The following is a 23,438-nucleotide window of genomic DNA, read 5'->3' as shown; positions in this document are numbered from 1 at the left end:
GCCACAAGGAATCAAAACAGTGATAACGGGTAGATGTGTGGCCCCCTTTTTTCTCGTTTTAAAACACTAAATTGTTATACATGAATGAAATGTTTGTTAGACAGGTAGGGGATGAAAATGCAAACAGATCTGTTAAATATATTTTTTGAAGAGTCGGAAGAACATTTACAGTCGCTAAATGAAAATGTGCTAATTTTAGAACAAAATCCTGCTGATATGGGTGTAGTAGGAGAGATATTCCGGTCAGCCCATACATTCAAAGGTATGTCTGCGAGTATGGAATTTACGGAAATGGCGGATTTAACGCATAAAATGGAAAACGTTTTAGATGAAATTCGTCATGGGAATATAGTAGTACATGCGGATATTATTGATGTGATTTTTGAGTGCATTGATAATTTAGAGAAAATGGTTGCAGATGTGCAGCAAGGCGGAATGGGTAATATTGATGTAGTCTCAACGAAAAATAAATTAGAAGCGCTATTGAACGGAAATGTAGAAACCAGTGCGGAACATGTAGAACAAGAGTCTATAAACAAAGATGATGCAGTTTCGCATGAAGTGCATATAACCGTTGAACAGCAAGCTATTTTAAAAGCAGTACGTGCCATTATGTGTATTGAAGCACTGCAAAATATAGGTGATATACAAAAAACGGTTCCTAGTATTGAAGAAATCGAAGCGGATGCTTTCGGATTTGAGTTCACAGTATTTATGAATACGGATTGTAGTGTAGAAGAATTAAAACAGGTAGTGCTTCACGTTTCTGAAATTGAGAAAGTAGTAGTGAAACAAGGAGAATCTTTACAGGAAGTAGATTCGAAGTTTGCTACAGAAGAAGTTGTGCAAGTAGAAGAAATGATCCAATCGGATGTAGTTACGCAGGTCGAAGCCCCTATTGAGGCAGCGAAGCAACCAGCAAGTGCTACGCCAACGAAAAGCGCTGCAAAAACGAAAAATGCTAAAGGTGAGAATCGTTCCATTCGTGTTCAATTAGAGAAAATTGAACGATTAATGAATATGTTTGAAGAAAGTGTAATTGAACGTGGGCGTATTGATGAATTGGCACAAACGATTCAAAACAAGGAGTTAATTGAGCATTTAAATCGATTAGGCGATATTTCAAAAGATATTCAAAATGTACTATTAAATATGCGTATGGTACCGATAGAAACTGTTTTCAATCGTTTCCCGCGTATGGTACGTATGTTAGCGAAAGATTTAGGGAAAAAAATCGATTTACAAATTACAGGTGAAGACACTGAAGTAGATAAAATTGTAATTGATGAAATCGGTGATCCACTCGTTCATTTAATTCGTAATGCGATTGATCATGGGGTAGAAACTGTTGAACAACGTCGTGATGCAGGAAAAAATGAGACAGGTACGATTAAATTAGAAGCGTTTCATAGTGGAAATCATGTCGTTATTCAAATTACGGATGACGGAAATGGTATTCATAAAGGAAAAGTATTAGAAAAAGCGATTAAAAATGGTGTTGTAACAGAATCTGAGGCAAATAAATTAACAGATCGTGAAGTGTATGATCTCATTTTCCAACCGGGATTCAGTACAGCTGAAGTAGTATCGGATCTTTCAGGGCGCGGGGTTGGATTAGATGTTGTAAAGCATACAATTCATAGTCTAGGTGGGCATTTAATTATTGATTCAGAGGAAGGAAAAGGAAGTACATTTAGAATTGAGCTTCCGTTAACATTATCTATTATTCAATCAATGCTTGTTCAAACAAATGACACGCGCTATGCTCTACCTCTTGGTAACATTGTCGAAGCGATTCGAATTAAGAGAGAAGACATCCAATCCGTACAAGGAAAAGACGTGTTAAACTATCGTGATCAAATTATTGAAGTGAAGCATTTAAGTACTGTATTTGGTGAAAAAACAGTAGATGAGGCGTTTGGGTCATATGATAGTCAAATGGTTCCTGTGTTAATTGTTCGTAATACACATCGTAGCTATGGACTTATTGTAAACACAATTATCGGTCAAAGAGAAATAGTTTTAAAGTCATTAGGCGACTTTTTTGCAGATAGTTCGAACTATTTCTCTGGCGCGACGATTCTCGGCGATGGACGAGTGGTCCTCATTTTAAACCCAGAAGGTTTATAATAGGAATGAAGGAAAGCTCCCCACTTGTATGCAATTGGGGAGCTTTTTGGTTAACTATACAAATATGAGAAAATTAATATATAAATGGAAACAAATGCATGTTCATGATAAGTGTAGGAAGTTTGTTAAAATTATAATGAGTTAAAGTGTATTCATTTGATAGAAAAACAAAAATGAGGAGGCAGGGAAAATGCCTGAGCAACACACAAAAGGGGATACGAGCACAATTGTGCTAGATAAAGAAAAGGAGCTTTTAACGCCTCAAGAATGTGATATTCTTGGCGAAATCGCAAATATATCATTTGGCTCAGCTTCGACAGTATTATCAACAATTTTAAATAGGCAAGTAAGTATAACTGCTCCTCATGTAGAGTTAGTGGACTTATATGATACAAGTGATGTTGAGGTTCCTCATGTTGTATTAAACATTCATTTTACAAAAGGGCTAGATATGGAGAACTTACTTGTCCTTCAGCAAGATGTTGCTTTATCGATTGCTGATTTAATGATGATGGGGACAGGTGAAGTGGAAGAAGGGAAAGAGCTTGGTGAATTAGAGTTAAGTGCTGTACAAGAAGCGATGAACCAAATGATGGGATTCGCAGCGACGTCTATGTCGGAATTCTTCCAAGATACAGTAGACATGTCTCCTCCGACAATTAAAGTTGTAAAGTTATCAGAAGAGATGGAGAAAATCTCTGGAATAACTGGAAATAATATGATTGTTAAAGTGTCGTTCGACCTTAAAATAGATAATCTTGTAAACTCTAAACTTGTACAAATTGTTTCAGTTGAACATACGAAACAGATGATAAATAAATTACTACAATTGTCTGGTGAAGTGGAAGAGCAAGAGCAAGAGCCAGCAGAAGTAGTGGAAGCTGAGATTGTAGGAAAACATGCCGAAAAAGAGCAGCTAACGCAAGAAGAGAAAGATGTACTCGGGGAAATTGCGAACATTTCAATCGGTTCAGCCTCAACGGTATTATCAACGCTTTTAAATCAACCAGTTTCGATTAGTACACCAAATGTAGAAGCAATTAATGTGCGTCATTATGACGGAGTACCGGTTCCTTTTGTTATTTTAAATGTTGATTTTGTTGAAGGTTTAAAGAATGAGAACGTATTCGTATTTACGAAAGATGTTGCTTTGACAATGGTAGATTTAATGATGATGGGAACAGGAGAGATTGACCCGGAGAAAGAGCTTAGTGAATTAGAGCTGAGCGGTATTAAAGAAATCATGAACCAAATGATGGGGCATGCTGCAACAGCGATGTCAGAAATGTTTAAAGAGAAGATGGATATGACGCCGCCAGACGTTAAATTTGTTACATTAAAAGAAGAAATGGAATATTTGGGAGAAGCGATGGAAGTGGACGAGCTTGTTCAAATTACGTTCAATCTTGAAATTGGCGACCTGCTTCAATCGAAAATGTATCAAATTTTACCGATTTCTGAAGCGAAGGAAATGGTAAGACGACTGTTATATCCAATGGTGGAAGCGGAAGAAGAGATTGCTGAGGAAGAAATAGAAGAAGAGATTGTAGAACCTGTTGTACAACCTATTGAATTTAAAGAAGTGAAACAAATTGAACCAGTGTACATGGATACATCCATCCTAAAAAATGTAGAAATGAATGTGAAATTTGTATTTGGAAGTACAGTGAAAACCATTCAAGATATATTAAGTTTACAAGAAAATGAAGCCGTTGTATTAGATGAAGACATTGATGAACCAATTCGAATTTATGTAAATGATGTATTGGTGGCGTATGGTGAACTTGTAAATGTAGATGGATTTTTCGGAGTAAAAGTGACGAAATCACTATAAGGCGTTGAAATAGTAGATGAAAAGCATAAAGTTTTTTCTAATTTGCTGGCTATGCATACATGTGTACTTGCTCTTCCCGCTGCAAAGTCAGGCGGAAGAGCAAAATGTGCCAGAGCAAAAAATAAATGAAGTGAATGTGCAAGAAGAAAACAAGGAAGTTCAAGAACAGCCAGAGCAAGTGGAAATGAAGCGAGATAAAGAGGAACAACAAGAAGCAAACAATGAACAAGAAACCGAAAAAAAGATAGAAACGGATCAAGGGGTTATTACAGTAAATAAGCCAGAATTACAGGTTGGCGAAGAAGTGCGGATTATTGTAGAGCCAAAAGAGAAAAATATTCAAAGTATAAAAGGTATGTTACGGTTGCCAAAAAACAGCAATCCGTATGAGCAAGAAAGAATGATATCTTTTAACTATGAAGAAGAAACGAAGCGATGGATTGCTAACTATAAGGTCGGGATTTTTGATTTACAAGGTGATTGGAACCTGCAGCTCGTTCAAAGTTATAAAGAAAATGAGAAAGAAGAGCTCTTAGAAAATGAAGTGAAAGTTCCTCTTATTCGTATAAATAATGAAACACCAACAATAGATACAGAGTTGCCGAAGTTGCATAAAGTTACTGTTGACGAGGCGAAGGATAACGTAATTGAACGAAAACAAGGCGATCCTATACATGTACGAGTGAAGGCGGTAGACGCAGAGTCGGTTGTGAAAGAAGTTCGAGTTACGTTAAAAGGGAAAGATAGTAAAGAGATTACAATTTTATTAGATTACAATAAGCGCGATATGGAATGGCAAAAGGTATTTGAAATAACGGATGTGTTGCCAATTGGGACATACGAACTATTTGTAGAGGTAGTAGATGCGGCCGGCAATAAATTGGTTGAGGAAAGTGGGTATATCATTTCTGTTTTGGAGCAAAAAACAGAAGAGGATAAAAAGGTAGAAGAACGAGAGAATGAAGATAAATTAGAAGATAAGAAAGAACCTGAGGAGCAGGAAGACTCCAAAGAAGAGATCCCGCTACAGGAAGAAAAACCTTCAGTTGTTCAAATTCCGAAGCAAGAGGAGAAAATAAACAATTTTATAAAAGAACCTCTAAAAGAGCCACTTGAGGACCAAAAGGAAGTAAGTGATGGGAAGGCTCAAATAGAGAAAAAAAGTAGAATTGACAATGGAGTCATTTCGAAAAAGAAAGAACAAATAGAAGAACCACAAAAGAAAAAAGAAGACAATAGCGAACAAGGAGTACAAGCTTCTAATGTGTTTGCGATTATGTCAGGGTTACTCGTACTGTTTTTAGTTTTAAAGAGTAATAAAGAATGGGGCTAATTATTTCACCGTAGTGGAGGCGCTTAAATGGAAATTAAACGTACGACAATTGAAAATAAGACGCTACAACCATTAAAACAGCCTGCAGCTATTTCCGAACATGAGATTCAGAAAGAACGAAAACGTAGTAATCTAGTGTTTACTGGGCATTCCAAAATCATTATGAAAAATAATGAAATCGGAATTTTACTTGCTAGTTTAGGTGACGGAAAGATTGTGAAAGAAATGCTTTCTAAAGAGATGGATACAGTGTTGCAACTTTTTAAAAAGTTACACACGTTATCTGGAGAAGGAAAGCAAACTGAAAAAATATATGAACAAATAATGAGAAGCTTGCAAGGGCTTGTGAAACAAGCGCATATAAAAGAACTGCCTTTGTTAGATGGAACGTATGATTTCGCTGAAGTACAACTATCATTTGGTAGAAAAGTGCAGATTCCGTTACTAGATGTAAGTGCACTCCTTTCTAGCGTGGAGAGTGATTCATCGGAAGGAAATATAAATTTAATGGTAACGGTTATTACTGCGTATATAACGAAATTGTCTAACGAAACCATTTTAATAAGCGTTACAGATCGTACGGCTAAAGAGCGGGATGTAAGTGTATGGAGAGCACTTGCAGAAATGAATATGACACAATTATCACAGGCGTTGAAACAAACGATGCAAGAACATAAATGGTCAATGACGTTTCTTTTTCTCTTTATATGGGTTGTTTGTATTATTTTAATTCGAGTTATATAAGAAAATGAACGGAACCCCGAATTGTGGACATGAAAAAAGTCACGTGATTCGGGGTTTTTATATGTTTATTAGAAAGTCATATTATTTATTTTTTTAGAACTGGTTTTAAACTATATGATAGTGTGCTCTTATAATTTTCCACTCATAGTGTAAAATTATACTATGAGTGGAATGTAATCAAAAAAGGGGGCGAAACTGTGAGGAAGTTAATCGTTACGATTCTAATAGTTTGTTTATACTGCTTTCCTTTTGTCTATTTTTCAATGTACCAAGACTTTACTAAAGGATCTATGCTCGGTTATGTAATCATGCTGATAGGGACTTCGATTCTTGCTTTTTTCTCTAAACTTTTTAGCAATACAATTCCTTTTATTATAGGGAATATACTATCTGTAATTATTTCATATTATTTTTTTATACAAGATGGAAAGTGAGTTTGGGATTAGATGGCACCGGGGGTATTTCAAACCATTTACGCCGTATCAATTATTACTATTAGTTAGTTTTTTGAATATAATCCCGCAATTCCTCATTATGATTTTGGTGAAAAAACACAAAAAAACAGGGTGAGTTCACCCTGTTTTTTCTATATTTTTTCATAAAAGAATGTATCAAAGCGCTGAAGATTGAATCGTTCGGGTGTTAAAATTTGTTCTGTGCTACCAACAAATAGTACACCGCCTTTTCGTAAAGAACGGCTAAACTTTTCATACAGTTTGACTCTTGCTTCTTCTGTGAAGTAAATCATTACATTACGACAAATAATCAAATCGTAATTTGTATCGAACGACTGCATTAACAGGTCATGTTGTTTGAACGTGACGTTTTGCTTCATGTTTTGATGCAATGAATATATATCATCCTCTTTTGTGAAATGACGCTCTTTCAAATCGCTAGGTAATTCTTTTAAAGAACGTTCCGTATATTGACCGCGTTTTGCAGTCTCTAAAATATGAAAATCAAGATCCGTTGCTAGTATTTCATAGCGAAATGGAGATAGATGTTTCGATAAGATTAAAGAGAGTGTATATGGTTCTTCACCAGCAGCGCAAGCGGCACTCCATACTTTTAATTTTCCGTTATTTTGTTCGAGTAATTTTGGAAGTGCTTTCGATTCTAACGTTTGCCAACGTTCTTTATTTCTAAAAAACTCTGAAACGTTAATTGTAATATAGTCAATAAAACTTAAAAATAAGATTTGATCGACACGTAAAGTACTTAAAAAGATAGTGTAGTTTTCAAAGCCTTTTCTTGAAATAAAAGCATCGATTCTACGGCGCATTCTATCTTGTTTATACGAAGCGATATCCATATTGAATTGTTGTTTAAAACTCGCGATAAAATGATCATAATCTTGTTCAATTATCATATTTACAATGGGCACAATAACGATATTGTGCCGCCCCCTTTACATCATACGAATTTTTTGTTCAAAGCTTTTTTTCATTTGCTTTTCATGTAAACCTGGTAAATCATAAATGACAGCATCAATCCCGGCTTCTTTTGCAATATCAACGGGAATGACAGATGTATGTTTGTCTCCGTTATAAAAACAGAGAACTAAATCGGTATCTTCAATAATTTGTTTAACAAAAAACATATAATCTGATCGGAAAATAGAGTCGGAAGGATGATCAAAAGCAACATACTCGGCTCCATGTGTTTTTAAATAATCGACGATTTCTTGAAATTCATCTGTTACAGCTTGTAACGGTTGTAGTGTGTAAAGGCATAAATTTTGAGCGAGTCGTTCGTTCTCGACGAAAAAACGAAGTACCTCATTTTCAATAGATTTGTAACATAATATGTAAATTTTATGTTTATGAGCATAGTCAGTTAAAAATTTTTTAATTTCCTCTTGATCTAATGCTGTTAGTTGATTTGAACCACAAAGAAAAATATTCATAGAATTGTGCCACCTCATGCTAAATTGTAACATATCTTCTATAAAAAATAACTGCAAAATATTAGTGTTCAGAGTATAATTATAAATAACTAGATTTTACGATTAACTTTAGGAAGAAATAAAAAAATAAATAGGTGATATATATGCTACGTTCTATCTCGCATAATCCAATTTTATCGCATATACCGCCTGCTACTCAAATGCCGAAAGAAGCAAATGTCAGGACAGGACTTGCATTTTCGGATAATTTGCATGCAGATCCGAAAAAAAATAAATTGTTAGAACAAATGGAAGCATTTGTGGATAATATTGGAGAAATTAAAGAGAAAATTGAAATGGAATTAACACTTGATAACGTAATGGAATACAAAAATACAGTAAAATCATTTTTGAATTTTTATGTTGATCATGTATTGCAATATAAAGATGTCATGTCTCGTCATCCGCGTTATGGATATTCCCAGAAAATGACGATTGTTAAACAGGCAGAAATGGGATTGAATGAGTTAGAAGATGTTATGAATTTAATTAATACAAAAACGGGACATTTAGAAATGTTAAATCAAATTGGAGAGATCCACGGTTTAATTGTAAATTTAGTCTTATAAAAGGGAAGGAATCCATATGTATATCCAATTATATGAAAAGCTCGTTATTATTCAAAAAGCATATGAAAATATTCAAATGCTTGGAGAACAAATATATGAGAATTTAAAGAATAAAAATGTAAATGCAGTTCAAAAACTGCAAGTAGAGCAATTGCAGTACATTGATGGTTTAAAGCAATTATCGAGTTCATTTGAAGAAATGGTTGTTCAGTTTTGTAAAGAACAGGGAGTGGAATCATTACGCGTAAGTGCCCTATTTTCGTATTTTTCTCAAGAAGAAATTAAAAAAATGGAAAAATTACAAAAAAACATAACTGAATTAGAAGGAAATGTAAAAATGATTCTTTTGCAAAATCAATATTACTTAAACGTACTATTAAAAACTACAGAAAGTATTGTGGATTCCGTTTCTGAATATAACTTAGAACGAAACAATAATTCGCAAATCTTTATGAACGAACTATTGTAAAGGGGAAGTGAAGCGTTATGAGATTATCTGATTATAATACCCCGTTATCGGGTATGTTAGCGGCACAAATGGGATTACAAACGACGAAACAAAACTTATCTAACATTCATACACCGGGCTATGTGCGTCAAGCAGTGAATTTCGGTTCTGTAGGAGCGAGTAATGGGCATACGCCAGGGCAGAGAATTGGTTATGGTGTACAAACGTTAGGTGTTGATCGTATTACAGATGAAGTGAAGACGAAGCAGTTTAACGACCAATTATCTCAGCTCGCTTACTATAATTATAAGAATTCAGTTTTATCACGAGTAGAGTCTATGGCAGGAACGACAGGGAAAAATTCACTATCTAGTTTAATGGACGGATTCTTTAATGCTTTTCGGGAAGTGGCAAAAAATCCGGATCAATCAAACTATTACGATACATTAATTTCTGAAACTGGGAAGTTTACAAGTCAGGTAAATAAACTTGCGAAAAATTTAGATTCAGTAGAAGCGCAGACGACAGAAGATATTGAAGCACATGTAAATGAATTTAATCGTCTTGCTGCTAGTTTAGCAGAAGCAAATAAAAAAATTGGACAAGCTGGTACACAAGTACCGAATCAACTTTTAGACGAACGTGACCGTATCATTACAGAAATGTCAAAGTACGCCAATATAGAAGTATCATACGAATCTATGAATCCTAATATGGCAAGTGTTAGAATGAATGGCGTTTTAACAGTAAATGGACAAGATGCATATCCGCTCCAATTAAATAAAACGAAAGAACCAATGTCTGTTGAAATTTACGGTTCAGAAATTTCTTTAACTAGTGGTGCAATAAAATCAGCAATTGATACGAAAGGGCAGATTGCTAGTTATAAGAAAAACTTGGAAGACTTAATGAATTCAGTGAAAAATCAAGTAAATACAGTGATGGGAAAAGATTTCTTCGTTGGAGAATATGCGAAAGAGTTGAAGTTAAATCCCCAATTTGCGAATGATTTTTCGAAAATGAAAATATCTGCTGAAACTGCAAATAAACTGGCAGGAATTACAGATGATGATTATAAAGAAGGTCTTTCATATAAAAAAGCATTAGACCAATTCATCGTTAAGGTAGCATCCGATAAAAGTGAAGTGAATGGTTATCAAAAAATTCATGGAGACTTATTAGAAGGTATTCAGCAAGAAAAGATGAGTGTCGAAGGCGTGAATATGGAAGAGGAAATGGTAAATTTAATGGCTTTCCAAAAATACTTCGTAGCAAACTCTAAAGCTATTTCTACGATGAATGAAGTGTTTGATAGTCTGTTTTCGATTATCCGATAGGGAATAGTAATTGATTGAAAATAAGTAAGGAGGAGATAGAAATGAGAGTATCTACATTTCAAAATGCAAACTGGGCAAAGAATCAGTTAATGGATTTAAATGTGCAACAGCAATATCATCGAAATCAAGTAACTTCAGGCAAGAAAAATCTTCTTATGAGTGAAGATCCACTTGCAGCAAGTAAATCATTCGCAATTCAACATTCATTGGCGAATATTGAACAAATGCAAAAAGATATAGCGGATTCTAGAAATGTGCTAAGTCAGACAGAAAATACATTGACAGGTATTGTGAAGTCTTTAACGAGAGTGGATCAATTAACAGTGCAAGCGTTAAATGGGACGAATGGTGAAAAAGAATTAAAGGCAATCGGTGCTGAAATCGATCAAATTTTAAAACAAGTTGTATATTTAGCGAATACGAAAGAGCAAGGTCGCTATCTTTTTGGTGGAGATAGTGCAGAGAAGCCTCCATTTGCGGACGATGGGACATACCAAGGTGGCGAAAAAGATGTAATGTGGAAGCTAAATGATGGTTATGAAATTAAAGCATTTCGTAATGGCGAGAACTTACTAACTCCTGCTATTCAAACGTTAGTTAAGATGAAAGACGTGATGCAAAGTGGTGATCAAAAGGCGTTACAACCGTTTTTAGCGGAAAATAAGAAAAACTTGGATAGTGTTATTAATCGTACAACAGAAGTAGGTGCAACGATGAACACTGTAGATACGTTTAAGACCATTTTAAGTGAACAAAATTTAGCTCTTCAAGAAAATCGTAAAGAAATTGAAGATGTTGATTTAGCGGTAGCAATTTCTGACTTGGCCTATATTAATGCGACGTATGAAGCGACGCTTAAAGCGGTTAGTACGATGAGTAAAACGAGTATTTTAGACTACATGTAAGTAATAAGGAGTGAGAAATATGGCAGGAACGTTAACAGGTATTGGCGGTAGACAACAGATTTGGAACCTCGGTAATAACATGATCGATACTTCTAATTTCGTTGAATTAGAAATGAATGCGCTAGATATGAGAAAAACGCCGTATACAAACGAAAAGAATAGCCTTTCACAAGATAAACTTTTATATACAAGTTTAAAATCAGAATTTAGTTCTTTCACGCAAACATTTAAAAACTTAGCGGCTTTTAAAGGGAATGAAAAAAAGGTAATAACATCACAAGACGGTTATATTAATGTAAAAGCTGATGGTGGTGCGATCGCTGGAACTTTCAATATGACGGTTACAAAGCTTGCGCAGCGTCATCAAATAGCTTCTGACCGAATTGAAAATATAGATGCCAAGATTAATAGTGATGAAACATTAAAACTAGGTGGTAAAGAACTAAAAGTAACATCTGATATGACATATAAAGATTTAATTAATAAAATTAATGATGGAGATTACGGCGTATCAGCATATACACTTGGGAATAAAATTTTTATGACCTCAAAAAAAGAAGGCGAAGATGGAGTAATTAATTTTGAGGGGAACAAATCTTCATTGTTTCAAAAAATAGGTTTAGCAAATGATGACGGCGTAGCGCTTCACGAAATCAATAGTGCGCAAAATGCTGAATATACGATTAATGGTATAGCAGGTAATAGTTCTACTAATACAATTGAAGCTCTTCCTGGTGTGAAAATCGAATTATTAAAAGTAACTGAGGAAAAAGTAGAAGAAAAGCCAGATGGAGAAAAGATAGAAATTGATCCAAAGACAACAGGGGCGAAAGCAAAAGGGATAGAACTGAAGTTTACAGTAAGTGACTCAAACGTAACAGATGCATCAAATGTTATTAAAAAGATGGTTGCGGATTATAATAAGGCTGTTTCTACAGTAGATATTTTTGCTGGGAAAGGTGGAGCTTTCCAAGGGCAAACGATTATGCAAAGTGTACGCCAAGCGATGAATAATGTCGTAACATTTTCTCAAGATGGTAATTACTTATTCTCATTCGGTATTCAGTTAAAGCAAGATGGAACGATGGAAGTTAATGACGAAAAATTAACGAAAGCGTTAAAAGAGCAACCGGATGCAGCGAAACAATTTTTCTTTGGATCGAACGGTATAGGCAAAATGATGGAAGAACCACTTGATAAATTATTCGGTGATAAAGGTATAGTTGGAGAACGTGTGAAGAACATAGATTCACGTGTAAGTGATTTAGATAAGAAGATAAAAGACATTGAGTCACAAAACTTACAAAAACAAGATGAAATCGTGAAGAAGTATCAAAAGCTAGAAAGTACATTAGCAGCGCTAGATAGCCAATTGAAAACAATTAAAGCAATGACAAAACAAAAAAGTGATGATTAATATTAATGAAAGTTGAGGAAGTGATCGTATGCAAGCATGGCAACGTTATATGCAAAATGATATTATGACGAGTAATCCGATTAAAAATACAATTTTTATTTATGAAAGATGCATTGTAGAGTTTCGTAATTTAGAAGAGCTTTTACATACTTTTAAACTACAAGAAGGTGATGCACTTCTTGAAAAGTTAGAACGTATTTTTGAAGAATTAAAGCTTCAATTAAACCCTGAGATTACGAAAGATTTATATGACAGTCTATTTGGTTTATATGATTGGATTAGTGTTCAAATTCAAACGATGAAAGTAACACGTGAAGCGAAAGATATTGATGCGATTGTGAAAGTGTTACAAGATTTAATAGACGGTTACCGCGGAGCGCTTGAAAATGAACAATGATATTTATCGAGCATTTGTCGACTGTTTTAATGAAATCGGTGAATTGCAAGTGTCAGATGGAGAGTTTGCTGAGAAAAGTGCGATGTTAAATCGCTGGATGATGACATTGGATGAAGAAACGCGCGCGAGAGTGGCGGCAGAAGTAAGCCCATTCATTATTAAGGCAGCACAGCATATTCGAGATAAGCAAAAGATTTTGGAAGAAATGATTATGACAAATGATGGGCGAATGAAAGCAAATTCATTTTACGGTAAATATTAATAATAAAGTGTGGGAACGGATTCCTCTTGTTAAAAGGGGGTCCATTCCTTCATGTAGATAAAGAGTTCCGCTGGTTGAGGTTTCATTTTATGACTGTAAAAAATATAAAAATAAGTTGCGGCTAGTCGTAAATATATTGAAATGTTATATAGATTACTACGCGTATACAGTTTTTTTATATTCTTTTTATATTTTTGTATTTTTCTAAAGACAACAATGTAAAAATGGAATAAAATATGTAAGGGTACATAATAGTTAATATTTTAATAAATACATATAAGAAATTAAATAATGAAGTGAAACTTCCATCAGTGGGTCATTATGTTCAAAATGATAAGTTAAAAAGGAAGGGTGTGGAGTATGCCAGATTTAGTGAGTGATGTAAGCCATTATATGAATTATTTAGTGACGAAACGAAATACAGTTTCTAGTAATATTGCAAATGCGAATACACCTGGCTATAAAGCACAAGACGTTACATTTGCTGAGAAAATGAATAAAAGTAGTGCATTATATAAGAGTAATGCTGCGGATTTAAAAAGCAATCCAGATTTATATCAAACGAATGAAATGCACTTACCGACAGTAAATACGAAAAATACTTATGCAAAGATTCAAACGAAATCAATGCAAACGAATAAAGATGGAAATAGTGTGGATGTAACGACAGAAATGCTAGATTTAATGAAAACAAATCAATTATATGGTGTTTCAATTAATGCGATTAATACACAATACGCAATTAACCAAGCAGCACGTGGACGTTAATAGTAGAAGGAGAGACAACGATGTTTCAGGCAATTAATGCAAGTGGATCAGGGCTAACGACAGCGAGAAAGTGGATGGAAGTTACTTCAAATAATATTGTAAATGCAAATACAACAGCAGCTCCGGGGGCAGATTTGTATGAGCGCCGTAGTGTAGTGCTTGAATCAAATAATAGTTTTGCAAATATGTTAGACAGTACACCTACTAACGGAGTGAAAATAAAAAGTATTGAAGCAGACAAAACTGAAAACTTAGTGTATGATCCGACGCATCCGCATGCAAATGAAGAAGGATATGTACGTTATCCGAATGTTGATGTGACTGCTGAAATGACGAATGTAATGGTTGCTCAAAAAATGTATGAAGCAAATGCAAGTGTATTAAATGCGAATAAAAAAATGCTGGATAAAGATTTAGAAATCGGCCGAGGATAGAGGGGGAATAGGGGAAGATGAAAATCCAACCAATGTTACATACACAGCCATTTGGCGCGATTCAGTCAATTGGTGCACCGAAAAACACGCAAACATCTGTAGTTGAGGGGAAAAAGTTTATTGATTTATTGGAAGATATGAATCAAACACAAAATAATGCGCAAACAGCGGTATATGATTTACTAACAAAAGGGGTAGGAGAAACACATGACGTTTTAATTCAGCAAAAGAAAGCTGAGTCTCAAATGAAAACGGCTGCTCTTGTACGCGATAATCTTATTGAAAATTATAAGTCACTAATTAATATGCAAATTTAGGAAAATGGACGGGTGTGTTTAAATGGAAAAGTTAAGAAATGTTTTCCAATCGTTAAAAACGTGGCATAAGTTAGTCATTGGTGCTGCGCTTTTAGCAATTGTAACAGGAGCACTTTTATACTTCACCTTGCCAGATAAATATGTTGTTGTATATCAAAATTTAAATGATGCAGACAAGCAAGAGATTACAGCAGAATTATCGAAGCTAGGTGTCGATTACCAATTAGCAGCTGATGGTTCGATTCGTGTGCAGAAGAATGATGCTCCATGGGTTCGAAAAGAAATGAATGGAATGGGCTTACCGTTTAATTCAAAAAGCGGTGAGGAAATTTTATTAGAAAGCTCGCTCGGTTCAAGTGAGCAAGATAAAAAAATGAAGCAAATTGTCGGTACGAAAAAGCAATTAGAGCAAGATATTGTAAGAAACTTCGCGGCGATAGAAACGGCAAATGTTCAAATTACATTACCTGAAAAAGAGACAATTTTTGATGAAGAGAAAGCAAAGGGGACAGCGGCGATTACGGTTGGTGTGAAACGTGGCCAACTATTAACGGCGGATCAAGTTGCGGGTATACAGCAAATGATTAGTGCGGCAGTTCCTGGTGTGAAAGCCGAAGAAGTGAGTGTTATAGATAGCAAAAAGGGTGTTATCTCAAAAGGAGCAAATGAAGCAAATTCTAGTAGTTCCTCTTCTTATGAGAAAGAAGTAGAGATGCAACACCAAATTGAAGGTAAATTAAAGCAGGACATCGATGCAACATTAATGACGATGTTTAAGCCAAATGAATATAAAGTGAATACGAAAGTATCTGTGAACTACGACGAAGTTACACGTCAGTCTGAAAAATATGGTGATAAAGGTGTACTTCGTAGTAAACAAGAGCAAGAGGAAAGCTCTACTGCGCAAGAAGGAGCAGATACGAAGCAAGGTGCTGGTATTACAGCAAACGGCGAAGTGCCAAACTACGGTACGAACAATAATCAAAATGGCAAAATCGTCTACGATAATAAAAATGGTAACAAAATCGAAAACTATGAAATAGATAAAACAGTTGAAACGATTAAGAAACACCCAGAATTAACGAAAACAAATGTTGTTGTATGGGTAGACAATGATACGTTAGTAAAACGAAGAATTGATATGACAACTTTCAAAGAAGCAATTGGTACAGCAGCTGGGCTTCAAGCTGATCCAAATGGCAACTTTACAAATGGTCAAGTTAATGTGGTAACTGTTCAGTTTGATCAACCGAAAGAAGAGAAGCCGAAGGAACCAGAAGAAAGTGGTATGAATTGGTGGTTAATCGGTGGAATTACAGGAGGCTTATTAGCGCTCACCTTGCTAATATGGTTCTTCTTAGCAAGGCGTAAGAGAAAGAAAGAAGAAGAGGAATATGAAGAATACTTAGCAGAAGATGAAGTTGCTGCAAGTAGTGAAAGTATTATGGAAATTCCTGAAGAGAAAATAGTATCAGAGCCAAAACCTGAACCAGAAAAACCGAAAGAACCGACGTTAGATGAACAAGTGCAGGATGCTACGAAGGAACATGTAGAAGGTACTGCAAAAGTAATTAAAAAATGGTTAAACGGACAGTAAGGGAGGAACAACGATGTTAGATGAAATCTCCTCCAAAGAAAAAGCTGCCATCCTCATTCGTACATTAGATGAAGAGGTGGCAGCAAAAGTCATTGAATATATGACGGCTGAGGAAAAAGAAGTATTACTTCGTGAAATCGCGAAGTTTCGTGTATATAAACCAGAAACGTTAGAGAATGTACTAGGGGAGTTCTTGTATGAACTAAATGTAAAAGAATTGAACTTAGTCACTCCAGATAAAGAGTACATTCGCCGCATATTTAAAAACATGCCAGAAGATGAGCTTGAAAAATTATTGGAAGACCTTTGGTATAACAAAGATAATCCATTTGAATTCTTAAATTCACTTACAGATTTAGAACCACTTCTTACAGTACTTAATGATGAATCACCGCAGACGATTGCAATTATTGCTTCTTATATTAAGCCACAGCTTGCTTCTCAATTAATTGAGAGATTACCAGATTATAAACGAGTAGAAACAGTAATGGGTATTGCAAAACTAGAACAAGTAGATGGCGAATTAATTAATCAAATTAGTGAATTATTAAAGGCGAAATTAAATAATATGGCATTTAGTGCGATTAATAAAACAGATGGCTTGAAAACAATTGTGAGCATTTTAAATAACGTTTCACGAGGTGTTGAAAAAACAGTCTTTCAAAAGCTGGATGAAATGGACTATGAACTATCTGAAAAGATTAAAGAAAACATGTTTGTCTTTGAAGACTTACTCGGTCTTGAAGATCTTGCGCTTCGCCGTGTGTTAGAGGAAATTACAGATAATGGTGTTATCGCAAAAGCTCTTAAAATTGCAAAAGAAGAAATTAAAGAGAAACTATTTACATGTATGTCTATGAATCGTAAAGAGATGATTTTAGAAGAATTAGATGGTTTAGGGCCACTTAAGATGACAGATGCTGAGAAAGCACAGCAAACAATTACAGGTACGGTGAAAAAGCTAGAGAAAGAAGGAAGAATTATCGTTCAAAGAGGTGAAGATGATGTCCTTATTTAAAAACAGAATTCCGAAGAATTCTGTTTCTTTTTCTGAAGAAACGTATGAATTACAATTTCCAAAACCAATATTAGCTCACGTAGAAGAAATCCAAGTAGATCATGAAGAACTTCTTGCACAGCAACAATCGTTACATGTTGAACTGAATCAACTAAGGCAAGAACAGCAAATGTTAGAACGAGAGCGTCAGCAGTTATTACATGATCAAGAACAATTTCAAATACATGTGCAGCAGCAGATGAAAGAGATAGAATCGGCACATATGCAGTTTCAAAAAGAGCAACAAGAAACAGCATACGAATGGACGGAATTATTATGGGATCAATCTTTTCAACTAGCAGAAAAAATTGTGAATCAAGCAGTAGATGCTAGATTGCTTGATGTGTTACCGATATTAACTGGCATCGTGCAAACATTGCCTACTTCGTTTGAAAAACTAGTCATTACTGTACATCCCGAAACGTTTGAACGTATTCAAGAAGAGAAGGAAAATACGAAAGAATATTGGTTACTACAATTAGTAGAATGGAAATATGATTTCTCCTTACAGTTCGGTGAATTTGTTCTAGAAGAAGAGAAAGAGTTCTTTGAATTTAAATTCGCACCTATATTTGCGAAACTTCGCCAGAAATGGGAAGAAGAGAAGTTATTCGAGGAGCAAAATGTATGAATCGACTGTTAATAAATGAAAACCAAAAATGGAATACGTTTATTGAAACGCCGTTTTATACGAAAGTCGGTAAAGTACATAGTGTACAAGAGCAGTTTTTCGTAGCGAAAGGGCCAAAGGCGAAAATTGGTGATGTTTGTATCGTTGGAGAACATAGCGTTTTATGTGAAGTAATTGCGATTGAAAAAGAAAATAATATGTTACTCCCATTTGAACAGACAGAAAAAGTATGTTATGGAGATTCCGTTACATTAATTGCAGAAGATGTCGTGATACCTCGAGGTAATCATTTACTCGGAAAAGTGTTAAGTGCAAATGGTGAAGTGCTAAATGAAAATGCTGAAAACATTCCGGTGCAAAAAATAAAGTTAGATGCTCCGCCTATTCATGCATTTGAACGGGAGGAGATTACCGATGTATTTGAAACGGGAATTAAATCTATTGATTCTATGCTAACAATTGGTATCGGTCAAAAGATTGGTATTTTCGCTGGATCAGGTGTTGGTAAATCTACTTTACTCGGAATGATTGCCAAAAACGCAAAAGCTGATATAAATGTTATTAGTTTAGTAGGAGAGCGTGGCCGGGAAGTAAAAGACTTTATTCGAAAAGAATTAGGTGAGGAAGGCATGAAGAAAAGCGTCGTTGTCGTAGCGACGTCAGATGAAAGTCACCTTATGCAACTTCGCGCAGCTAAGCTTGCAACATCTATTGCTGAATATTTCCGAGACCAAGGCAATAACGTACTACTTATGATGGATTCTGTTACTCGTTTTGCTGATGCACGTAGAAGTGTTGATATTGCCGTTAAAGAGTTACCAATCGGTGGTAAAACACTCTTAATGGAAAGTTATATGAAAAAGCTGTTAGAGCGATCCGGAAAAACGCAAAAGGGATCTATAACAGGTATTTATACTGTACTCGTTGATGGAGACGATTTAAACGGTCCTGTACCAGATTTAGCACGTGGTATTTTAGATGGACATATTGTATTAAAACGTGAGCTTGCAACGCTCAGTCATTACCCTGCTATTTCGGTGTTAGATTCAGTAAGTAGGATTATGGAAGAAATCGTGTCGCCAACGCATTGGGAACTGGCAAATGAAATGAGAAAAATTTTATCTATTTATAAAGAAAATGAATTATATTTCAAATTAGGAACGATTCAAGAAAATGAAGAAAATGCTTATGTTTTTGAATGCAAAAATAAAGTAGAAGGTATAAATTCATTCTTAAAACAAGGTCGATCAGATCGCTTCCAATTTGATGATATTGTTCAAGCGGTGCACCATATTGTATAAGACCTCGCGCCCTGCAGGTCTTATTTTTTTTGTTTTTTAATATTTCACAGATTTTTTTGTAAAAAAACTATATAATAGAAAAAGAGAGCGTTATAATAGGAAGGGGCTATGAAAACAGGTGGATAAGCAGCAGTACGACACGATAAAATTGCAAATAAATCAAGAAAAAGAACAGATTTTGAAAGAAGTATATAAATTAACAGCTGAAAAAAGAAAAATAGAACAAAAAAAAGAATATGATTTATATGTTGTGAAATCGCGTAGTAAAGTCGTACAAACTGGGCAACGTATTATGGCTGGTATGCTATCCTCACATACGTTTTCACCTGAAAGAATAGAAGAATGGAATCGAAAAATTAAAAAAACAGAAGATTTTATTCAAAAAAATGAAAGCCTTTTAGAACAAGTAAAAGAAAAAGAACGTGTCATTGATGAGATGTATCAAGAGGATTGTAGAAAGCTTGCAAAAGTACGAGAAAAGCAGGAAGAAAAAATGCTTCTTGATTTGAAAATGTGTATGAATGGATGAGGTGAATGTAGTGATACAGTCTGTATTACCGGTGCAACAAAGTTTACCTCCGCAAAAAGAAAAAGGGCTAGAAGTACAATCCAAAAGTGAAGATTCTTCATTCGATCGTGCGATGAGGATGGAAAATAAACAGCAGCCGAAAACGGAGAAAACAAAGCGAGAAGATGCACCAGAAGATAGAAAAGAACATATTCTTTCTAAAAAATCGGCAACGAAAGAAGAGCCTAGTGTAAAGAAAGAAGAAAAAAAAGAGACAGAACAGTTATTGTTAGCTGTATCTGAGCAAATGGTTGCAATTGAGCAATTACGTGTGCAGCCAGAATTGTTATATCAATACATACAAAAAATACAAGAGCTATATAAAGAATATGGAAATATAAAACTTAATGAATTACCTGCAGGTGAATTACAACAATTACAAGAACTTCTTTCCAATATGAATATCAAAAATGTTATATGTTTAGAAGATACAATGCAAATGGCATTAGACAAAGTGAAGATGCCGGAGCAAATGATGCAAGTATTGAAAGTTGTAGAAACAGAAACTTGTAATATTGCAAAGAAACAAGAAGAGTCTAAAGATGTAGACCTTCCGACAGCTGAGAGCGATGATGTAAAGATAGAGTTGCCAGAAGGCGATGTATTAAACGATTCAAATTCTGCGGGTGCGGAGTTATTAAATAAAACGACGAGTACCGATCAAATAGGAAAATCAAGTAGTGGTGCTGAGAAAATTTCATTGCCTGACTTAGGAAAGAAAATGGAAGCACAAGTAGAAGCACTGCAAAAGTTTGTAGTGAAACAAGAACGTGTTTTATTTCAGTTAAATCCAGAAAAACTTGGTACATTAACAGTGTTTATGAAAAAACATGGAGATCAAATTGATGTTCATGTGGAAATGGAAAAACACGATGCGAAAAAACGTGTGGAAATCATTTTTGATGAATTGAGACTGAAGTTAAAAGAAAAAGAAATTAATATTCAAATTAGCTATTCAGATAAAGATGAAAATCGTAAAGAGCAGCGAGAGCAAGAACAAAGGCAAAAGCAGCAATTAGCAAGTACGAAACATGAGAAACAAGAATCAAAAGAATTTGCGGGATTATTGGAGGAATAAAGCGTGCCAACAGTTGGATTAAATACAACGAGTACAAATCATATTCCGTTGCAAGCAGGAGCGCAGAATAGAAATCAATCTGTTAACGGTGCACAACCGGCAGTAGGGCAAATGAATGGAGTATCAGCAGGAGAACAAAAAACTCCTGGAGTAATGGGAAAAGATGATTTTTTGAAATTGTTTTTATCGAGTTTCCAGCACCAAGATCCATTTAATGCGATGGATATGAATCAAATGATGAACCAAACAGCGCAGTTATCTCTTATGGAACAAGTGCAGAATATGACAAAGGCAGTTGACTCTTTAAGAACGACAATGTATTCGACAGCGCTTGATGGCGGAATGAAGTTTTTAGGGAAGTACGTAAGAGGTATTGACGGTGACGGTAAAAAAGTAACTGGTCAAGTAGAGACAGTTCGCCTTGCAGAAAATAACGATGTACAGCTCGTTATTGATAATAAAATTGTATCCCTTCGTTTCGTTGAGAGAGTGTCTGATAAACCAATTGGAGAAACGAATCCAGAAGATGCGAAGAAAGACGATCAAAAAGTAACTGAAGAAGAAAAAACTACAAATTCATAAGGAGTGTCCATACAGTATGATTAAAGCGTTATATACAAGTATTACAGGAATGAATGCAACACAAAATGCATTGAGTGTAACTTCAAATAATATCGCCAATGCACAAACAGTTGGTTATAAAAAACAAAAAGCAATGTTCGATGATTTACTGTACAACAATTCAATTGGTGCGAAAGGCGACGATAGATACGCAGGGACGAATCCAAAAAGTATCGGTAACGGTGTGAAAATGAGCGGAACAGTGACTGATTATACCGATGGCACAATTACGTTAACTGGTGGTAAAACACAAGCTGCAATGGAAGGTAATGGTTTCTTCGTCGTAGGTGATTCAAAAGCAGGAAATATGGAATTTACACGTAAAGGGACATTTACAATATCTTCAGATTACTATATTACGAATATGGAAGGGCAATATGTATTCGCGTATCCAGCAGATCCATCAACTGGTAATGTTGATTTATCTGGTATCCCAGGACCATTGCAAGTTCCAATGGGATCAGCAATCGGTGGTATTCGAACGTCAAAAGGAGTAGTTGGAGGGAACATTCCAGCTGATGCAAAACAGATTACGCAAGAATTGCCTGTATACGATAATGCCGGTAATACATGGACAATGCGCGTGGAGTTTAAACAAGATGGTGAACATAATTATAAATATAAAGTATATATGCGTAACGACTCGAAAAAAGAAACAGCGTTTAACGAGGTTGATGGCGCAGGTGGTGAGGTGAAATTCGATGCGGTAGGGAAGCCGGATCCGGTAAACCCTGAAGCGAATATTCCATTTAATGGTGGAACAGTAAAAATAGATTTTAGTAAATTAACAAACCACCCGACAGAGAAAACATTAGCAGTAACAGATGTAGATGGTAGAGCAGCAGCGACTGTAAAAGATTGCTTTATTGCTGACGGTGGATATGTGATGGTAAAATACTCGGATGGAAGTATGAAAGCTGCGGGGCAATTAGCTGTTGCGATGTTCCCGAACGAAGGCGGCTTAATGAAAACTGGTAATGGTAACTATACAGCGACGAATACAACTGGTATTTTAGCAATGGGTGTATCTGGTCAAAATGGTGCAGGAAAAGTACGTGGTAGTGCACAAGAAGGTGCAAACGTAGATTTATCTGTGGAATTCGTTGACTTAATGCTATACCAACGCGGTTTCCAAGGAAATGCGAAAGTAATTAAAATTTCAGATGAAGTATTAAACGAAGTTGTAAACTTAATTCGATAATATATAATAAAGAAAAATTGTAATGTAGTAGAAAGGGTTTTATTCGTATGACAAGACAAGAACGTATTGTACAATTGCCTTTTTTCGAAAATAAACGTGAACTTGCCGAGCAAGTGTTAAAAATGGAACGAGAAGAGCATGTATATTTACCAGATCAATTTGAAATTAAGCAAGTACCTCCGTACTCATTCGGTGAAAAACAAGCAACCATTGGCCGTATTCACGAATTTTATTTCGTAAGTGTTGGTAGCGAAGGTGAGTGGAAGTATCAACTGTTTAAAGATGAGATGAAGTGTCGTGAGTTTTTTGTTACGTTGCCGGATATTGCGGATCAACAGATAGCGTTTTGGTTCAATAACATCGAGTTACTGAAAAAATCTTAAAAAAGATTTTAAAAGCTCTTTTTTAGGTTTTGAGAGAGGACCTGGCGGTGTGTGGTAGCGGTCAGTGCTTATGTGGATGCTCGACCAGTGTTTAAGACCAGGGATATGGAGAGTTACTAGGGTAGTTGAAGAAGAGGTAAGCGAAGTTTTTAAAAGCTCTT

Annotated in this window: 24 protein-coding genes and 1 pseudogene; 23 read left to right on the top strand and 2 right to left on the bottom strand. The window is 35.3% G+C overall.

Annotated elements, in window-relative coordinates; translation table 11 throughout:
• Positions 1-117 precede the first annotated feature (117 nt).
• The 4 genes from ACTFOB_RS15440 to ACTFOB_RS15425 all read left to right on the top strand — a co-directional run bounded on the left by ACTFOB_RS15440 (position 118) and on the right by ACTFOB_RS15425 (position 6,041).
• Positions 118-2,130, top strand: a complete 2,013-nt coding sequence (locus tag ACTFOB_RS15440; protein ID WP_440027058.1) for a chemotaxis protein CheW — start codon at positions 118-120, stop codon at positions 2,128-2,130.
• 190 nt (positions 2,131-2,320) lie between these two features.
• On the top strand, positions 2,321-3,964 hold the full coding sequence (locus ACTFOB_RS15435) for a flagellar motor switch protein (protein WP_440027060.1): 1,644 nt from the start codon (positions 2,321-2,323) through the stop codon (positions 3,962-3,964).
• A gap of 16 nt (positions 3,965-3,980) precedes the next feature.
• Positions 3,981-5,297: a transglycosylase gene (locus ACTFOB_RS15430; protein WP_440027062.1), complete on the top strand. Its 1,317-nt coding sequence runs from the start codon at positions 3,981-3,983 to the stop codon at positions 5,295-5,297.
• Between the two features lie 27 nt (positions 5,298-5,324).
• Positions 5,325-6,041: a hypothetical protein gene (locus tag ACTFOB_RS15425; protein ID WP_440027063.1), complete on the top strand. Its 717-nt coding sequence runs from the start codon at positions 5,325-5,327 to the stop codon at positions 6,039-6,041.
• Positions 6,042-6,627: 586 nt separating this feature from the next.
• Here the strand turns inward: ACTFOB_RS15425 and ACTFOB_RS15420 are convergent.
• A complete protein-coding gene (locus ACTFOB_RS15420; protein WP_440027065.1) occupies positions 6,628-7,410 on the bottom strand; it encodes a CheR family methyltransferase in 783 nt (260 codons plus the stop codon).
• A 39-nt stretch (positions 7,411-7,449) separates the two neighbouring features.
• Positions 7,450-7,947: a flagellar motor switch protein FliG gene (locus ACTFOB_RS15415; RefSeq protein ID WP_440027067.1), complete on the bottom strand. Its 498-nt coding sequence runs from the start codon at positions 7,945-7,947 to the stop codon at positions 7,450-7,452.
• Between the two features lie 143 nt (positions 7,948-8,090).
• Between ACTFOB_RS15415 and ACTFOB_RS15410 the strand changes: the two genes are divergently transcribed.
• From ACTFOB_RS15410 to ACTFOB_RS15320, 19 genes and pseudogenes are all read left to right on the top strand, one after another.
• A complete protein-coding gene (locus ACTFOB_RS15410) occupies positions 8,091-8,555 on the top strand; it encodes a YaaR family protein (RefSeq protein WP_440027069.1) in 465 nt (154 codons plus the stop codon).
• A gap of 16 nt (positions 8,556-8,571) precedes the next feature.
• Positions 8,572-9,024, top strand: a complete 453-nt coding sequence (locus ACTFOB_RS15405; RefSeq protein WP_440027071.1) for a hypothetical protein — start codon at positions 8,572-8,574, stop codon at positions 9,022-9,024.
• A gap of 17 nt (positions 9,025-9,041) precedes the next feature.
• Positions 9,042-10,340 (top strand): flagellar hook-associated protein FlgK, encoded by a 1,299-nt coding sequence (gene flgK, locus ACTFOB_RS15400; protein ID WP_440027073.1) that lies wholly within the window; start codon positions 9,042-9,044, stop codon positions 10,338-10,340.
• Between the two features lie 41 nt (positions 10,341-10,381).
• Positions 10,382-11,245: a flagellar hook-associated protein 3 gene (locus tag ACTFOB_RS15395; protein WP_440027075.1), complete on the top strand. Its 864-nt coding sequence runs from the start codon at positions 10,382-10,384 to the stop codon at positions 11,243-11,245.
• 19 nt (positions 11,246-11,264) lie between these two features.
• Positions 11,265-12,662: a flagellar hook-associated protein 2 gene (locus tag ACTFOB_RS15390; protein WP_440027077.1), complete on the top strand. Its 1,398-nt coding sequence runs from the start codon at positions 11,265-11,267 to the stop codon at positions 12,660-12,662.
• Positions 12,663-12,690: 28 nt separating this feature from the next.
• On the top strand, positions 12,691-13,059 hold the full coding sequence (locus tag ACTFOB_RS15385; RefSeq protein WP_088231118.1) for a flagellar export chaperone FliS: 369 nt from the start codon (positions 12,691-12,693) through the stop codon (positions 13,057-13,059).
• Positions 13,049-13,321 carry a flagellar biosynthesis protein FlgG gene (locus tag ACTFOB_RS15380; RefSeq protein WP_440027080.1) on the top strand — a complete coding sequence of 91 codons (273 nt, stop codon included), beginning with the start codon at positions 13,049-13,051 and terminating at the stop codon, positions 13,319-13,321. The genes ACTFOB_RS15385 and ACTFOB_RS15380 overlap by 11 nt, the downstream gene beginning before the upstream one ends.
• A 296-nt stretch (positions 13,322-13,617) precedes the next feature.
• A pseudogene (gene flgB / locus ACTFOB_RS15375) lies at positions 13,618-14,089 on the top strand (flagellar basal body rod protein FlgB).
• 20 nt (positions 14,090-14,109) lie between these two features.
• On the top strand, positions 14,110-14,523 hold the full coding sequence (gene flgC / locus ACTFOB_RS15370) for a flagellar basal body rod protein FlgC (protein WP_440027082.1): 414 nt from the start codon (positions 14,110-14,112) through the stop codon (positions 14,521-14,523).
• Positions 14,524-14,540: 17 nt separating this feature from the next.
• Positions 14,541-14,840, top strand: a complete 300-nt coding sequence (gene fliE / locus ACTFOB_RS15365) for a flagellar hook-basal body complex protein FliE (protein WP_000701666.1) — start codon at positions 14,541-14,543, stop codon at positions 14,838-14,840.
• Positions 14,841-14,862: 22 nt separating this feature from the next.
• Complete coding sequence (gene fliF / locus ACTFOB_RS15360; protein ID WP_440027084.1) at positions 14,863-16,437, top strand: flagellar basal-body MS-ring/collar protein FliF; 1,575 nt, start codon at positions 14,863-14,865, stop codon at positions 16,435-16,437.
• A gap of 13 nt (positions 16,438-16,450) precedes the next feature.
• A complete protein-coding gene (locus ACTFOB_RS15355; protein ID WP_440027085.1) occupies positions 16,451-17,455 on the top strand; it encodes a flagellar motor switch protein FliG in 1,005 nt (334 codons plus the stop codon).
• Positions 17,442-18,125, top strand: a complete 684-nt coding sequence (locus ACTFOB_RS15350) for a FliH/SctL family protein (RefSeq protein WP_440027087.1) — start codon at positions 17,442-17,444, stop codon at positions 18,123-18,125. The genes ACTFOB_RS15355 and ACTFOB_RS15350 overlap by 14 nt, the downstream gene beginning before the upstream one ends.
• Positions 18,122-19,426 carry a flagellar protein export ATPase FliI gene (locus ACTFOB_RS15345; protein ID WP_440027089.1) on the top strand — a complete coding sequence of 435 codons (1,305 nt, stop codon included), beginning with the start codon at positions 18,122-18,124 and terminating at the stop codon, positions 19,424-19,426. The genes ACTFOB_RS15350 and ACTFOB_RS15345 overlap by 4 nt, the downstream gene beginning before the upstream one ends.
• A 118-nt stretch (positions 19,427-19,544) precedes the next feature.
• Positions 19,545-19,955, top strand: a complete 411-nt coding sequence (locus ACTFOB_RS15340) for a cytoplasmic protein (RefSeq protein WP_440027091.1) — start codon at positions 19,545-19,547, stop codon at positions 19,953-19,955.
• Positions 19,956-19,965: 10 nt separating this feature from the next.
• The gene (locus ACTFOB_RS15335; RefSeq protein WP_440027362.1) at positions 19,966-21,072 is read left to right on the top strand and encodes a flagellar hook-length control protein FliK; all 1,107 of its coding nucleotides are present in this window, start codon (positions 19,966-19,968) and stop codon (positions 21,070-21,072) included.
• Between the two features lie 3 nt (positions 21,073-21,075).
• Complete coding sequence (locus tag ACTFOB_RS15330) at positions 21,076-21,654, top strand: flagellar hook assembly protein FlgD (protein WP_440027093.1); 579 nt, start codon at positions 21,076-21,078, stop codon at positions 21,652-21,654.
• Positions 21,655-21,670: 16 nt separating this feature from the next.
• The gene (locus ACTFOB_RS15325) at positions 21,671-22,894 is read left to right on the top strand and encodes a flagellar hook protein FlgE (protein ID WP_440027094.1); all 1,224 of its coding nucleotides are present in this window, start codon (positions 21,671-21,673) and stop codon (positions 22,892-22,894) included.
• Positions 22,895-22,941: 47 nt separating this feature from the next.
• Positions 22,942-23,277, top strand: a complete 336-nt coding sequence (locus ACTFOB_RS15320) for a DUF3964 family protein (protein WP_440027096.1) — start codon at positions 22,942-22,944, stop codon at positions 23,275-23,277.
• Positions 23,278-23,438: the final 161 nt, after the last annotated feature.

This window comes from Bacillus cereus group sp. MYBK79-1 (genome assembly GCF_051915365.1).
Classification (GTDB): domain Bacteria; phylum Bacillota; class Bacilli; order Bacillales; family Bacillaceae_G; genus Bacillus_A.
This window is presented reverse-complemented; position numbering and strand designations above follow the sequence as displayed.